A 14,728-nucleotide genomic window follows, 5' to 3' on the forward strand; every position below is an offset into this window, starting at 1 on the left:
GAAAATGTTTCCAAGTGATATAACTAAATTTGCGGAATGGGGAAATTTTTGAGAGAACGATTTTCAAGTTTTAAGCTTGCGGAAGATGCAAAAAAGAACGGATATTATGCGTTTTTCCGAACGTTCCAGTCTAAGCAGGAGACTCAAGTAAAGGTCAACGGCAAAGAGGATGTCTTAATGTTTGGATCCAATAGTTATTTGGGACTAACTACACATCCAAAAGTGATCGAAGCTGCCCAAGCTGCAGTGCGTAAATATGGATCCAGCTGTTCAGGTTCCAGATTTTTGAATGGAACTACGGATATGCATGAGTTGCTTGAAAACAACCTTGCAAAGTTCCTCAATAAAGAAGAAGCACTTGTATTCAGCACAGGTTTTCAAGTGAACCTCGGAGTACTTCCTACTATCGCTAAGCAAGGAGATGTATTGCTTCTGGATCGACTAAATCACGCATCGCTGTATGAAGGTGCAAAGTTAAGCGATGCTTCTTCTGTTGTGTTTAGACACAACGATATGCAAGCACTTGAAAAAAAATTATCCCAACTTCAGGATGCCAATCATAGAATTATCGCAGTTGATGGCATCTTCAGCATGGAGGGAAACATTGCGAAGCTTCCGGAAATTGTGGAGCTCGCAAAAAAATATAATGCCTCGGTTATGAGTGATTGCGCACATGCGGTAGGTGTTCTTGGTGATCACGGAAGAGGCACGCCAGACCATTTTGGCATTTCAGACGATGTAGAGCTAATTGGAGGAACATTTAGTAAGTCATTAGCATCTCTTGGAGGATTCGTTGCCGGTGATAAAGAAACTATTCAATACATTAGACATGTGGCTCGTTCGCTGATATTTAGTGCTAGCATGACTCCTTCTTCTACTGCTGCTACCATTGCGGCATTGGAAATCATGCAATCAGATGACTCAAGAAGACTAAAACTTTGGGAGAATACAAACTATTCATTGAAGCGTCTAAAAGAGCTTGGCTTTGATACAGGACATGCAGAAACACCAATTATTCCGATTTATATCAGAGATAATGAAAAAGCATACAAGATGACCATGCGACTCTTTGAAGAGGGTGTGTTTGTGAATCCTGTGGTAGCTCCTGCAGTAGCTCCTGCCGACACCCTTATACGATTCTCATTGATGGCTACACACTCCATTGAGCAAATCGATATCGCCATTGACAAGATATTGAAGGTAGCTAATGAGCTTGATGTAAAACGTCAAACTGAAGTGGCTTAAGTTGAAAGCTGTAATCACTGGAGCCAATGGTTTTCTAGGATCCTATTTAGTAAAAGAATGCCTCCGTCAAAAAATGGAGGTTTGTGCTTTCATACGTGCCAACGCAAACACGACCCTACTTCCTGAAGATCCTAATTTGACATTGCATCATGTCAACTACAGCGAAAATCTATCTGAGCAATTCTCAAAGATTAAGGATAAAATAGGAGACATTGATTTCTTCATTCATAATGCCGGCATGACGGTCAGCCTGAAAAATGAAGAGTACTATGAAGTCAATGTTGGCATCACTACCTCAATAACCATTGCTCTTTTAAGCTCGAAACTCCTAAAATCGACAGGGAGATTTGTATACACTTCATCTTATGCCGCTCAAGGTCCGGCCACCATCAATCAGCCGGTATCTCATTACGGCAGAAGCAAACTACAAGCTGAGAAGGTCATTCAAGAAAAGATGGCCGATTATTTATTCGTTCGGCCAACAGCAATCTATGGCGCCGGAGATGAGGCTTTTCTACCTCTGTTTAAAGGAGCCAAAATGGGCATTTATCCCGTAACAGACAGCAAGCAGCGGATGAGTATGATACATGCCGGAGATCTGGCAAGAATGCTTGTGGAAGATATGCAAACGGCACCTGGGATACTCCATTACAATGATGGAAATACGTATTTACATAAAGACTTTATCAATATCTTTCAAGAGCTCTTTAAGAAGAAAGTAAGAAAATTTCCATTACCAAAATGGCTGGCCAAGCTATTCATGGGATCTTCAGATATTTGGCACAAGATCATCAATAAGCGCCCGGGAATAACACTAGAAAAATTCGATGAAATCTCACAGCATTGGGATCTTCACACAACAGATTTAAGACATTCAGCTGTTAAACCAGAGATATCATTGAAAGAAGGATTTAAAGATGCGCTGAAATATTATCAGGAAAATAACCTCATCTAATGTCACTTGAAATAAAGGAAGTAAATACCAAAAAGGAGCTTAAGAAATTCATCACGTTCCCTTTTAGACTTTATAAAGGGAATCCATACTATGTCACCCCGTTGGTTGAGTTCGAAATGAGTACGTTACTCAAAGAAAAAAACCCAGCCTTCGATCATGCTGAAGCTCAATATTGGATAGTCGAAAAAGATGGAAAAATTGTAGGAAGAATCGCAGCGATAGTTTTAGAGCCAGAGTTAAAAGAAAAGTCCCTTGCTCGCTTTGGCTGGGTCGACTTCATTGATGATAAAGAGGTTTCAAGCCTCCTATTTGAAACCGCTAAAAAGTGGTCTGAATCTAAAGGAGCCACAGCTATCCATGGCCCGATGGGCTTTACTGATTTAGACTTTGAAGGTGCTCTTGTACAAGGATTTGAAGAATTGGCCACTCAAGCTACTATCTATAATCATGCGTACTATATTGACCATTTCAAGGATTGGAATTTAGAGGTTGCCGCCACATGGGTAGAGCTTAGAGGCAAGGCCCCATCTAAAAATCCAGAAAAGGTAAACCGAGCTGTTCGTATTATTAAAGAACGCTTTAAAGTCAATGTTAAAGAATTCAAAAACACGAAAGAGATTCTTAAGTATGCCCCAGGAGTTTTTGAGGTATTAAATGAGGCATATTCAGATCTTTATGGATACATCCCCCTGACACAAAAACAGATTGACTACTACGTAGAACAATATTTTGGTTTTATCCGCAAAGAATTCGTCTGCATTATTGTCAACGAATCTGATGAGGTCGTTGGCTTTGCTTTGACATTACCATCACTATCAAAAGCATTTCAGAAAGCCAAAGGCTCTTTGTATCCTTTGGGATTCATTCATGTGCTGAAATCTTTCTATTTCAATGATCTCGCTGATCTGTTCCTTATTGGTGTAAAACCTGAATATCAAAAACTAGGTATTCATGCGTTGATCTATGATTACCTTCAAAAAATTTACGAGCAGAAAGGAATCAAATACATGGCGTCCGGACCCATGCTTGAAAGTAACAAGAATGTGTTAAACACCTGGAGTGAGTTTGATTTAGATGTTGGGAAAATAAAGCGAAGTTGTTTCATAAAGCATTTTTAGACTGAGTTTAGTAGTTTCACAACATGGAAATGAAAGGTAAGCATGCGCTGATAATTGGCGGCTCCAGCGGTATTGGTTTAGCTGCAGTGAAAAAGCTAGCATCTCATGGTTGCAACATCACGATTATCCATAGAGACAGAAAGCAAGGCGTGATAGCACTTGAAGAAATCGGGGCAGCTCTCAGTAAAGAATTTGATATTTCTATTTCCAATCACAACATTGATGCGACCAATCCTGAGAAAATTGAGGAATGTCTACAGTCAATAAAAGCATTAGGTATTTCTTCATTCAATACGGCACTACATGCAGTATCCAGAGGAAACCTGAAGCCATTCGTATCGGATGGTCCAAAACTTTCATCTCAGGATTTAGCTTTGACCATTGAGGCTATGGGTACAAATCTTAAGCTGTGGCTAGATGGATTACTAAGCCATGATCTTATTTCAAAAGGAAGTAAAATTTTAACGCTGACCTCAGAAGGGAACGATAAATTTTGGGAAGGCTATGGTGCCGTAGCGCTAGCTAAATCAACTTTAGAAACACTTTCAAAATACCTAGCTATTGAGCTAGCACCGAAAGGAATCACAGTCAATATTATTCAAGCTGGTGTCACAGATACGCCATCTTTGCGTCTTATCCCAGGATCGGACAAACTTATCGAGGAATCAAAACAACGTAATCCATACAAGCGATTGACTACTCCAGAAGACGTAGCAAATACTATTTTTCTATTGTCCCAACCAGAAGCTAATTGGATCAATGGAGCACTTATACACGTAGATGGGGGTGAACATTTGATATGAGTTCGCACAAAAACATACTACGTCTTCTCCCTTACAAACGGCCTTTTTTGTTCGTTGATGAGATAGAATCCCTGTCTGAAGAAGGTGCAATTGGAAGCTATACTATTCGCAAAGATGAATCCTTCCTTGAAGGACATTTTCCGGGAAATCCTATTGTACCCGGTGTTATTTTAACTGAAATCATGTGTCAAATCGGCTTGGTTACCCTGGCGTTGCATTTGATGCAACTTGACGAGCATTCGAAAGTATTACCTGCTTTTACCAGCGCCAATGTCGAGTTCCTTTCCAAGGTCATCCCAGAAGACAAACTCATTGTTGAATCAAAAAAAGTCTATTTTCGCTTCGGAAAATTAAAATGCACTGTTTCCTGCAAAAAAGAAGATGGAACTGTTGTGGCAAAAGGTGAGTTAGCAGGAATGGTGGTCAAATCGGAGACATAATTTTGGAAAAACATAGAGTAGTAATAACCGGATTGGGCGTAGTAGCTGCTAACGCTATTGGTGTTGATAATTACGAGAAAGCGTTACGAGAAGGTAAGTCGGGCATCAAACATTGGGAGGAGCTAGATAAAATTAATCTCAAGTGTCAAATAGGAGGAGCTCCAGATTTATCCTCTATCACTTTAGGCGATCACCTCCCGCGTCTACTCGCTGAAAAAATAACAAACAAGGGAATTTTGTATGCGATGCTCTCCGGAGTAGAAGCGTGGAAAGATGCCGGGCTAGCATTTAATACTGAAGAAAGAGATTTCAATACCGGAATGATTTTCGGTGCAGGTGACCTAAGCTTTGATAGCTTCATTAATCGTGAATTCCCTGCCTATCCCATTGATAATGGTGAAAGCCGCAGACTCGGGTCTCGAACCATTTCTGAGTGTATGAATAGCGGTGCAGCGGCATACCTCAACTCTATACTGGGTGTCGGCAATCGAGTTCAATCAAACTCGTCTGCCTGCATTACAGGATCTGAGGCTGTCCTGATGGGATACGAATACTTATCTCAAGGTAGAGCAGACCGAATGATCTGCGGAAGCACCGAAGGTGATGGACGTTACATCTGGGCAGCTTTCGATGCTATGAGGGTATTGTGTTCAAATTCCAATGACAACCCTGAATTTGGATCAAGACCAATGAGCGACTCTTCTTCAGGGTTTGTACCGTCTGGAGGTTCTGGTGCCCTGATATTGGAAACTTTGGAAAGTGCAAAGGCAAGAGGAGCAAAAATCTATGGCGAAATATTAGGAGGTCATGTGAATTCAGGTGGCCAAAGAAGTGGTGGAACGATGACCGCAGCAAATCCGGAAGCAGTAGTGGATTGTATCACTCGTGCAATGGATTCAGCTGGAATTTCATCCGATGAGATTGATCTGATCAATGGCCACCTCACTTCAACCAAAGGAGATCCAGCGGAAATACGAAATTGGGTAAAAGCACTTGGAAGATCTGGCGAAGATTTTCCGTACATCAATACTCCAAAGTCTATGATTGGCCATGCGGTAGCAGGAGCTGGTTCCGTGGAGCTGGTAGCTAGTGTTTTACAGCTACATAAAGACTTTGTTCATGCAAATTTGAATGTTGAAAACATTCATCCCGAAATTTTATCAGAAATTTTTGGGGGTTGTATTCCTACGAGTTGCCAAAGCAAGGAAGTAAACACTGTAATCAAGGCTAATTTTGGTTTTGGTGACTTAAATTGCGCGCTCGTTTTAAGGAAATACAAAGAAAGATGACAAGAGAAACTGTAAAAACCGACCTAATCAACATCATTAAGCCTTATTTGCCTGAAAACATCATGGAAAATGAAGTTTCAGAAGATAAGCACCTTATCAATGATTTGATGATCAACTCTGCACATATCGTAGATATAGTGTTGGATATTGAAGATAAATTCGACATCATGATAGATGATGACGTGATTGGTGAAATGAACACTGTTCAGGATTCAATCGACGTAGTTTTGCAAAAAACTGCCTAATTAATTGGTCAACTCCTTTAGCAATTTTTGATCGTATTTCTTCTGTACCTGAACCAGAGGCCAGTATCCTATTGTCCAAAAAAGGCTCAGAGCCAGAAATAGATCAAAGCGTCCAAATATTGCAAATAGTATAGCTGCATTACGGTGGGTATTACTGCCGCCAAGCCAGGCCCACCAAAACAGCAACTTATAATTCAACTTCGCGTACATCGGATCAAATGCCTCAGCTTTTATCGAAGCTAGTTCACGCATCGTTTTCCTTTCTTCTGGCGTCCGTGAGGTAAACCGTATTTGCTTTCCGGTATAATCTCGATTGATTCCATCGATGATCTTGTGATACCACTTGGCTCCTGTTGGCTTTATTTCATTAACAGAAAGTGGGATATAACCAGCCTGAGATTTTCCAACCAACAATAAATATTCTGATTTATAAAATTCGTAAAGAGCAGCTTTGTAACTGTGGGCATATCCTGTAGCAGCGGTGAGTCCAAAAATCCACCATCCGTATTCGGGAACAAAGTATAACGAACCTCCAATGTAGCATGCGATGAAAACCAAATTATCTATTAGTCCATCAATAACCCGCCCCATATCGGAAGACTGACCTGTCATTCGTGCTAGCTGTCCATCGGCACTATCTAATACACCAGCCCAAACAATCAATAATCCACCAAGAATTACTATTTCTATCCGATTTTGATAATATAGAAGAGAACCTCCTGTAACGCCAATAAACAAGCTAATTAACGAAACGTTGGTAGGAGTTAACTTCAGCCATCTCGCGATTTTCGCAAAATAAAGGCCATAAAACCGACTGAAATAAATATCGTAGCGTTCTTCGATATCGATTAGTTTGATGGTAGAAAGAACCTCATCGAGATGCTTCTGATACCTTCTCTTTAAGTATCCGAGCATTATTAGTTATCGCGCTTTACTCGTGAGAATAATGAAATCTTATTGTCGAACAGGAATTGCCAAATAACCTTGGCATAGCTCTTATGGGCATATAAGTCATCGTAGTACTCACCAGCTATTTTCTTAAGTTTAGGAAGTTTTGAGCCCGGTATGGTTGGAAAATCATGATGTTCATTGTGATAACCAACATTCCAAATAAGTTTGTTCCACCATCCATAATAAGAATAGGTTTCTTGTCCTTCCTTGTAGATAAAGTGCTCTGCTACAAAGTGACCGGAGATGGGATGCAAGCCAGTAGCTAAGGCTGTTGACAACCCTAAATATAATAGCCCAGACCATCCGGCGATATAATAGAATCCAACCATTCCTCCCACCTGAAATAATGCATTGATAATCTGCCATTTATCTGGAATTAATGGATGTACAAATATTGGCCTGACTGCATAAACGGGTATTTGGATAATGAGCCAAATGAATTTCCCTATTGGCCCCCTGAAGAACTTAGCTTCCCATCTCACTGCCAGATCTGTATCTACACCTTCTTTGCCCTGATGCCAGTGGTGTTTGGCGTGGTAGGCTTTAAAGGCCATAGCAAATGGAACAACAAGTGGTAGGTTAACAACAATGGCTAACCAATTATTCAATTCTTTCTTTTTAAACGCCAGATCATGTGTGATTTCATGAACCGCTAAGACAATGATATGCGTAAGAGTAGTACCAATAAGAATGACCAGCAAGGCAAATAGCCATGGATTTTCCGGCAAGAAAAAAATTGGAATCGAAAGCTGCAAAGCTGACACAATAATGGTCTTAAAAATAAGTGATGGATCATTTCCGAATAACTTCTTCACTTCCGGATGAGACTCCATGATCACTTTTCTTCTTTGAAAGTGGGGTTCCTTTTCTTCGCTCCAGGTAAAATCTTTTTGCTCCATATCTACTGCAAATTTAACTAATGGGGTCGTAAAAAAGTTCTTGATGCAAATCCACCAACTTTATTGAGAAGATTCATGATAGTAGATGCTTTTTTGGTTTGAAACCATGAGAATACTTCTGTATCTGAAACTTCGCTAACCTTTGTCATCACTTTCGAGATAAAATCTTTAATCAAGTGTTGATCTTCAGAAACAAAAACCACCTCCTGTTCGAAATAATAGCTCACCAAGTCGTAATTACTACTCCCAAAAATCAACTTGATATCATCTATCAAAATAGCTTTCATATGCGACATCCCAGGATACTCCTTTAGCTGGAAATATCCTTTTTGCTGCTCTGACAAAATGATATTTTTAAAAATTGACTTATTGTTTTCTTGTGGAGATACAATAGTAATCTCCACACCATTGGCAGCAACCGATCGCAATACCCCCAATAGAGGTTCAGAAATGTATGGAGAAATAATTTGCACGGATTTTTTAGCAGATTTTATGTGCTGAAATAAGTGCTGATAAATTGATTGGCTCTTAGCACCATTGAAAAGGTAAAGCATCCCTTCATTCGTTTCGACAGCAATTGATTGATTGACTCCCTTCCAGGTAAAATCAAAATCAGAAACAAGGTTGTTGCCCAGTTTTTCATCATAAAGCTCCACCATCATATCGTGCCACTCAAAATTGTGATCGCTAAAATTGATGCCTCCCAGGAAACTGATCTTACCATCCGCTATGACCATCTTTTTGTGGTTGCGCAGTGGATATTTCTGGCCGAATAGCCCGATTGGATTTGTAAACTTGACATCAATGCCTGCTGATTTCGCTTCATCGATGAGATTTGCAGTCTCTTTCACCTCGTTTCGAAAAGCAGCATCATTTAAGTACTTGAGAGATTTTACAAAGTGATCATTGATGACAACTTTTGAGTAGCTATCTACAAGTAGACGCTTATCTTTCGCGGGGCTGGCCTTCATGATATCAATCAACCACTTTCCGGCATCATCGCCTTCAAAAGTCATGGCTTGCGCAAGAAGCGATACTTTAGCCTCACCTGCGATCTTTTCCAACCTTTCCATAAAGGCTTTCGAACCCAGTAAAATTTTAGATTGTGTCAACGATTGATTTTTTACAAAATTAACGGGCTTATTCGTTAATCCATGTATTCTACCTTGTCCAAATCAAAAATGAATGAACCGACAGTCATGTCAATTTCCAAACGGAGTGGGAATCTGTTGATATCATCGCTCATGATTACCCGACCTGATTTTCCTGACTCGAAATACTCGCCCTCTGGAAAATCCAGTCCGAACTCTAATGCTCTTACCTTCCTTCCAGAATATTTATGAGTTGTGCTTTTCCCTGGGAGCATTCGAAATTCGTATAAGTCATTGGAAAAAAAGGTCCTTACCTCAACAGTATTGGTAAATTGTGATTTATCCCTACTTCTGAGCCACATATATGTGCTAAGTGCATCTCTTATCGGCACCTGACCGGCAGGGAATTTATGATATCTCCATTGATCCAAATCTTCTATATAGGCTTTTACAGAAACAGAGTCCGCGTAAGAGAAGTAATCGTGTCGTATATCAATCGAACCTTTGCCCTCCATGTCGCGATCAGACCTATGCGGCTGAAGTTTATCAACTTCTATCAAGGATTCCATGCATACACTTAATTTAGAAAAAACCCTAAACCAGCTTGCGGTAGTGACTGTAAACTGTACTTTGTAATGTGGTTTTTTACTATCGTTCGGGTACTGAAGGTCAGGATCTAACCAAAGAATTGCTTCACCGATGTTAAACCACCCAAACTTCATGTTATAGGTAAGTTTCTCTCCTGGTTTGAAAGGATATGATTTATTTTGAGCTTCGGATTGAATTGCTGTCAGCAGCAAAATAAACAGGATTGAAATCCTGAACCAACCTCGAAAGATTGAACTGAATGAAAATCGCTCTTGTATGTCCGTATGATTTTTCACGACCTGGTGGTGTTAAGTCTCATATTGTGAGTTTGTCCAAACATCTTGCAATGATAGGACATCAAGTCAAAATCATTGCACCCAATATTAATGCCAATTTGGTTGAAGAAAAAAATGTTCATTTTTTTGGACGTAATAGGTCTGTCAATATTGGAGGTACGAAGATTGACGTCAATATCGCTTTGGGCGATGAAAAAAAATCATTAAAATCATTTCTTAAAGAAGAGGCTTTCGACATCATCCACTACCATACCATATGGAATCCTTTGCTACCCTTTCAAGTACTCAAACACTCCAAAACCAAACAGATAGCTACTTTTCACGACACTCCTAAAAGTGAATTTGTTGGTGATTGGATCATGCCAACAGTGGCTCGAGGTATTTTCACGTTTTTAGATCAAATTATTTCTGTCTCGAAAAGTCAGTCCGGATATATCTCCAGATTCTCAAAAAGAAAAATTCACATCATTCCCAATGGGATTGACCTGGAGGAAATCGCATCCATTGCTCCAAAGAAGAATGATAGGGACGATGACTTCTTTCAACTATTCTTTATGGGAAGGCTGGAGCCTCGAAAGGGCGTAATGCATGCGCTTCAGGCCTTTAATCAGTTAAAAAAGCGATTTCCTAAAATGAAACTAGTCATCGTTGGTGATGGTGATGGAAGGACAGAAGTTGAGAAATACATTGCTGATCATTCGCTTACTGATGTGGAATTATTAGGATTTGTGGATGAGGCAACTAAATACAGGTTGCTTAAAGAATCAGAAATTTATGTTGCACCGGCGCTCTATGGAGAGAGTTTCGGTATTGTGCTCCTAGAATCAATGGCAGTAGGTACACCAATTGCTGGATATGCCAATTCTGGCTATAAAAATGTAATTACTGATCAAATGATGGAAGGATTTGCAGAACCTGGAAACTTAGACCAGCTCGTGTCCTGCATTGAAAAACTGATTCCTTCTGTCAAACGTGAATCCTTATCTAAGCATGGCTTACAGGAAGTGAAAAAATATGACTGGGCAGAGGTATCGAAGGAGGTTAATGAGGTTTACTCGAAGTGATTCTCTTCAAAAGTAAGTGTAAGATGGCCATGTCAAAGCACGCCATGACTTGATTATTGAAAATAAGCCCTCACCTTATCCATCACATAATCCATATCCTCCTCATACAATTCACCAATTACCGCTACCCGAAAGGTTTTGCTTTCTGGAATGACTCCAGGATATATCGTGATCCCATTTTCATATAAGTAATCATGAAAATCGTTAAAATTTAAACCAGGCCTGTCCAGATTTATTGCAAGCAAAATTTTAGACTGCTGCTCTTCTGGTAGGAAGAATGTGAATCCAAGATGTTTGAATCCGTCGTAAAGCTTCTGCCAGTTTGACTGATAGCGATTCCATCGGTTTTCTATTCCTTCTTCCTCGTGTTCTTTGATGGCCTCAAGAAAGGCATAGCTCGTTTGGACCGGTGGTGTGAAACGCAATTGATCTTTCTTTTGAAGGTTATCCCATTGCTTATACACATCAAAATAAAATCCAGTACCATTTGCTTTTAAGTCTTCTGTCCGATCCTTATGAAAGATTACAAAAGACAGACCGGCCATTCCATGAATGCACTTATTCGAACTGGAGAATAAATAATCTATATGAAGTGCCGCTAAATCAATTGGATAGGCCCCATAAGAGCTCATAGCATCCACGATAAACTTCACCCCGACTCCCTGACAGATTTGAGCAACCTCCTCTAGCGGGTCTAACATACCTGTAGAAGTCTCATGGTGAACCATTATCAGATGTGTGTATGCTCCCGAAGAAAGTGTTTCCTTGATTTTTGCTGGTTCTGGGTAATCTCCAAATTCAAACAAAGTAGAACTCTTCAAACCATATCCATCGCAAATAGACTTCATACGGATGCCATACGCACCATTTGTAATGATCAGCGCGTGATCCTCTTTACCTAAAGCGGAAACCAGGCATGCTTCCATTGCCCCCGTTCCACTGGCTCCAAACAGCGAGACTCTATGTGTTTCCTGTCCATTTCCCACCTTCAAGATGCCATCGCAGATGTCGTGCATTACTTGCCCAAATTCACCTTCTCGAGGACAAATATCTGATATTAGTTGAGCTTCTTTCACACGCTGTGAAGTGGTTGCTGGCCCTGGATTTAATAGGATTTTACGATCTAATTCTTTCTTATGTAGCATAAAAATCTTATTTATATCAATGGAGGTATGTTTGTTTTAGACTGACGGCTAAATAATTAGCGGTCATTACGGCTCAAATTTTTCATGAAAGCCTCCTTGTTTTGAACAGGAGTAGTCGTGGGTCTTCCCAAATCTGCTCTGGATGCCTCAGTCGTTCTTATTTCTATCAATACCGGCCCTTCCGTATTTTGAAACAGATCCCAGGCTTCAGGCAGCTCGTCCATGTTAGTAACTAACCAGGTTTGTTTGTAGCCGGACGCCTCAGCTATTTTTTGAAAATCAATAGCGAATCCGACGGTCGCTTGTCCACCTACCGATTCATGGCAGCCGTTGTTGATGAGAATATGTTTGTAATTCTTTGACGGCTGATTGCCAATGATAGCTCCAGCGCCCATATGCATGATCGTTGCTCCATCCCCATCCAGGCAATACACCGGACGGTTCTTTTTGCTCAATGCGATACCAAGAGCAATCTGAGATGCATGTCCCATTCCTCCCACGGTAAGAAAATCTTTACCATGGCCCATGTTGTGCTTCGCACGAATTTCAAATACCTCTCTCGAAGATTTACCTGTTGTAGAAACTACAACTGCCTCTTCCTCCATTTTTTGAAGCATCCAATCTATGACCTCCTCACGATTGATTGTATAGGGGTTTTCAACTTTTGTTTGAAGCTTATACTTGTCAAATATTCCTTTTTTAACCAATAGCGCATACGGGGCTTTCGATTGATTCATTGTTTCGAATGCGGATGCTAATTGATTCTGAGCCTCACTCTCATCATCTGAAAGTACTGCATAATTAATTTCCATCGTCTGAAGCAATTCTTCAGAAATCCTACCTTGCTTTACATGTTGAGGCTCATCTTTTACGCCAGGCTCTCCTCTCCATCCAATCATCAACAACATTGGGATTGAATACACATCACTATCAGCAAGAGAGGTAAGTGGGTTTACACAATTTCCAAAACCAGAATTTTGCATGTACACCAAAGGAATTTTACCAGTGGCCAAATGATGCCCCATGGCAAGTGCTATCGCTCCACCTTCATTGGCAGCGATGATGTCCGAACCTTCGTCGGTCATGACGGAGCAAAAATCCTTCAACAACGAATCAGGAACACCAGCAGTGAATTCCACTCCTTGATTGCGAATTGATTTTAAAAACTTCTGAGGATCTAGCATTACTGTGAAATTTTGATAGCAAGCTTGAAACAAGCAAGCCAATCATTTTTGTTTATGTCCCAAATATGTGTGCTATAAGGCACTAGTTCGGAAGAATAGTCAATATTTCTTTGATCGACATGCAGTATTTATCTGCTTCTAACGATCGTTTGTTTTCAAGAATGGTCTCTGCTGTTTTCTTCATAGCAGGGAATGCGGCTCTCAAAAGGTGGTTGGCATAAATAACTATGCTGAACCCAGCCTCATGTAATTCTTCCTCAGTAAACTGATTGTATGAAGATGGAACTGAAACAACCGGTACTTTATATTCAAAATCTTGATATCGTTTCATGAATTCCATAATCTCACTGCCATCTTTATGACGACTGTGAATCATGATGGCGTCCGCTCCTGCCTCAATGTATGCTTTGGCTCTGGTCAATGCGTCTTCCATGCCATGCTCAGCAATTAAGCTTTCGAGTCTGGCAATGATCATGAAGTCTTCAGTAACCTGGGATTTCTTTCCAGTATTAATTTTCTCACTGAAACCTTCAACTGTATCGAGCTCTTGCTTTACTTCAGTTCCGAAAAGTGAATTTCTTTTCAGTCCAACTTTATCTTCAATGATTACTGCTGAAACCCCCAAACGTTCAAGGTTTCTAACGAGCATGGCGAAGTGCTCCGTTACTCCACCTGTATCTCCATCTAAAATGATAGGCTTGGTTGTCACATCTAAAATATCATTGATCGTATTGAACCTTGACGTTCGATCTACATATTCTGTATCTGGCTTTCCTTTCGCTGTGGAATCTGTCAAAGAGCTTACCCACATGGCATCAAATTCACGAACCTCGTTCTCTGAAGTCACAGAAGTTTGCTCAACAATAAGCGCGGATATACCATTGTGAGCTTCCATTACACGAACAATATCTTTAGACTCCAACAGCCTTCTTAGCATTCTCCTCCGAATATCTGGAGTGGTCCCTACTTCCTTCATTGCCGCTCTCAAGCCGGTTGAAGAGATGCCTGAAGTGTATTCCGGCTCAACCAATTCTCCGCCCCACTCCTCCAATAGCTTTACCACCTTATCTCTTATATGCTTTTGAGGCCCGCTTTTCCAATCGCTACCATGCACCACATAGTCTGGCTTTAAGGCACGAAGGTTTTCTTCATAATCAAGCTCTTGTTGAGGGATAACTTCATGTACTCCTTTTAAATTTTCCATGATTTTTTTCCTTTCGTCATATGACAAAAAAGGTGTTCTGCTGTACTTACTTACTGCTTTATCAGACAATAAGCCCACAGTTACTTCGCCTAATTCTCGGGCAACTTCTATGATGTTGACATGACCATGGTGAATGAGGTCTGTGCCCATTCCTACGTATACTTTCTTCATTGCGATTTAGAATATTCTATCTTCGTGGCAAATTAAGCTT

The 14,728-nt window shown here is 40.4% G+C and carries 15 protein-coding genes; 8 read left to right on the forward strand and 7 right to left on the reverse strand.

Annotation, left to right across the window (positions count from 1 at the left end; genetic code table 11):
• Positions 1–36: 36 nt before the first annotated feature.
• The 7 genes from ABJG98_RS17795 to ABJG98_RS17825 are packed head-to-tail and all read left to right on the forward strand — an operon-like array spanning position 37 to position 6,095.
• Positions 37–1,245, forward strand: coding sequence for an aminotransferase class I/II-fold pyridoxal phosphate-dependent enzyme (locus tag ABJG98_RS17795; RefSeq protein ID WP_348280902.1), 1,209 nt, complete (start codon positions 37–39; stop codon positions 1,243–1,245).
• 1 nt (position 1,246) lies between these two features.
• Positions 1,247–2,200, forward strand: coding sequence for an NAD(P)-dependent oxidoreductase (locus tag ABJG98_RS17800; RefSeq protein ID WP_348280903.1), 954 nt, complete (start codon positions 1,247–1,249; stop codon positions 2,198–2,200).
• Positions 2,200–3,318: a hypothetical protein gene (locus tag ABJG98_RS17805; protein WP_348280904.1), complete on the forward strand. Its 1,119-nt coding sequence runs from the start codon at positions 2,200–2,202 to the stop codon at positions 3,316–3,318. Before ABJG98_RS17800 ends, ABJG98_RS17805 begins: the two co-directional genes overlap by 1 nt.
• Positions 3,319–3,347: 29 nt before the next feature.
• Complete coding sequence (locus ABJG98_RS17810) at positions 3,348–4,121, forward strand: SDR family oxidoreductase (protein ID WP_348280905.1); 774 nt, start codon at positions 3,348–3,350, stop codon at positions 4,119–4,121.
• On the forward strand, positions 4,118–4,561 hold the full coding sequence (locus tag ABJG98_RS17815; protein ID WP_348280906.1) for a 3-hydroxyacyl-ACP dehydratase FabZ family protein: 444 nt from the start codon (positions 4,118–4,120) through the stop codon (positions 4,559–4,561). The genes ABJG98_RS17810 and ABJG98_RS17815 overlap by 4 nt, the downstream gene beginning before the upstream one ends.
• A 2-nt stretch (positions 4,562–4,563) precedes the next feature.
• Positions 4,564–5,850, forward strand: coding sequence for a beta-ketoacyl-[acyl-carrier-protein] synthase family protein (locus ABJG98_RS17820; RefSeq protein WP_348280907.1), 1,287 nt, complete (start codon positions 4,564–4,566; stop codon positions 5,848–5,850).
• Positions 5,847–6,095, forward strand: coding sequence for an acyl carrier protein (locus tag ABJG98_RS17825; protein WP_348280908.1), 249 nt, complete (start codon positions 5,847–5,849; stop codon positions 6,093–6,095). The genes ABJG98_RS17820 and ABJG98_RS17825 overlap by 4 nt, the downstream gene beginning before the upstream one ends.
• Here ABJG98_RS17825 and ABJG98_RS17830 read toward each other — a convergent pair whose 3' ends face one another.
• From ABJG98_RS17830 to ABJG98_RS17845, 4 genes are all read right to left on the reverse strand, one after another.
• Complete coding sequence (locus ABJG98_RS17830) at positions 6,096–7,010, reverse strand: CDP-alcohol phosphatidyltransferase family protein (protein ID WP_348280909.1); 915 nt, start codon at positions 7,008–7,010, stop codon at positions 6,096–6,098.
• Between the two features lie 2 nt (positions 7,011–7,012).
• Entirely contained in the window at positions 7,013–7,945 is a 933-nt protein-coding gene (locus ABJG98_RS17835) for a fatty acid desaturase (RefSeq protein ID WP_348280910.1), read from the reverse strand.
• Positions 7,946–7,962: 17 nt separating this feature from the next.
• On the reverse strand, positions 7,963–9,018 hold the full coding sequence (locus ABJG98_RS17840; RefSeq protein WP_348280911.1) for a phosphatidylserine/phosphatidylglycerophosphate/cardiolipin synthase family protein: 1,056 nt from the start codon (positions 9,016–9,018) through the stop codon (positions 7,963–7,965).
• A 74-nt stretch (positions 9,019–9,092) separates the two neighbouring features.
• Complete coding sequence (locus ABJG98_RS17845; protein ID WP_348280912.1) at positions 9,093–9,920, reverse strand: DUF3108 domain-containing protein; 828 nt, start codon at positions 9,918–9,920, stop codon at positions 9,093–9,095.
• Here ABJG98_RS17845 and ABJG98_RS17850 point away from each other — a divergent pair.
• A complete protein-coding gene (locus tag ABJG98_RS17850) occupies positions 9,884–10,984 on the forward strand; it encodes a glycosyltransferase family 4 protein (protein WP_348280913.1) in 1,101 nt (366 codons plus the stop codon). The two genes, ABJG98_RS17845 and ABJG98_RS17850, sit on opposite strands and share 37 nt — an antisense overlap.
• 53 nt (positions 10,985–11,037) lie before the next feature.
• Here ABJG98_RS17850 and ABJG98_RS17855 read toward each other — a convergent pair whose 3' ends face one another.
• The 3 genes from ABJG98_RS17855 to aepX form a co-directional block, all read right to left on the reverse strand.
• Complete coding sequence (locus ABJG98_RS17855) at positions 11,038–12,129, reverse strand: 2-aminoethylphosphonate aminotransferase (protein WP_348280914.1); 1,092 nt, start codon at positions 12,127–12,129, stop codon at positions 11,038–11,040.
• 56 nt (positions 12,130–12,185) lie between these two features.
• Positions 12,186–13,313 carry a phosphonopyruvate decarboxylase gene (aepY, locus tag ABJG98_RS17860; protein ID WP_348280915.1) on the reverse strand — a complete coding sequence of 376 codons (1,128 nt, stop codon included), beginning with the start codon at positions 13,311–13,313 and terminating at the stop codon, positions 12,186–12,188.
• 82 nt (positions 13,314–13,395) lie between these two features.
• Positions 13,396–14,688, reverse strand: coding sequence for a phosphoenolpyruvate mutase (gene aepX / locus ABJG98_RS17865; protein WP_348280916.1), 1,293 nt, complete (start codon positions 14,686–14,688; stop codon positions 13,396–13,398).
• Between the last annotated feature and the right edge of the window lie 40 nt (positions 14,689–14,728).

This window comes from Ekhidna sp., assembly GCF_039960695.1.
In the GTDB taxonomy this organism is placed as follows: domain Bacteria; phylum Bacteroidota; class Bacteroidia; order Cytophagales; family Cyclobacteriaceae; genus Ekhidna.

Bases quoted from the DNA above. Each gene is read 5' to 3' on its own strand.
- ABJG98_RS17795 (WP_348280902.1), top strand. From the start codon at position 37: ATGGGGAAATTTTTGAGAGAACGATTTTCAAGTTTTAAGCTTGCGGAA.
- ABJG98_RS17805 (WP_348280904.1), top strand. From the start codon at position 2,200: ATGTCACTTGAAATAAAGGAAGTAAATACCAAAAAGGAGCTTAAGAAA.
- ABJG98_RS17810 (WP_348280905.1), top strand. From the start codon at position 3,348: ATGAAAGGTAAGCATGCGCTGATAATTGGCGGCTCCAGCGGTATTGGT.
- ABJG98_RS17815 (WP_348280906.1), top strand. From the start codon at position 4,118: ATGAGTTCGCACAAAAACATACTACGTCTTCTCCCTTACAAACGGCCT.
- ABJG98_RS17825 (WP_348280908.1), top strand. From the start codon at position 5,847: ATGACAAGAGAAACTGTAAAAACCGACCTAATCAACATCATTAAGCCT.
- ABJG98_RS17830 (WP_348280909.1), bottom strand. From the start codon at position 7,010: ATGCTCGGATACTTAAAGAGAAGGTATCAGAAGCATCTCGATGAGGTT.
- ABJG98_RS17835 (WP_348280910.1), bottom strand. From the start codon at position 7,945: ATGGAGCAAAAAGATTTTACCTGGAGCGAAGAAAAGGAACCCCACTTT.
- ABJG98_RS17840 (WP_348280911.1), bottom strand. From the start codon at position 9,018: ATGGAAAGGTTGGAAAAGATCGCAGGTGAGGCTAAAGTATCGCTTCTT.
- ABJG98_RS17850 (WP_348280913.1), top strand. From the start codon at position 9,884: ATGAAAATCGCTCTTGTATGTCCGTATGATTTTTCACGACCTGGTGGT.
- ABJG98_RS17855 (WP_348280914.1), bottom strand. From the start codon at position 12,129: ATGCTACATAAGAAAGAATTAGATCGTAAAATCCTATTAAATCCAGGG.
- aepY (WP_348280915.1), bottom strand. From the start codon at position 13,313: ATGCTAGATCCTCAGAAGTTTTTAAAATCAATTCGCAATCAAGGAGTG.
- aepX (WP_348280916.1), bottom strand. From the start codon at position 14,688: ATGAAGAAAGTATACGTAGGAATGGGCACAGACCTCATTCACCATGGT.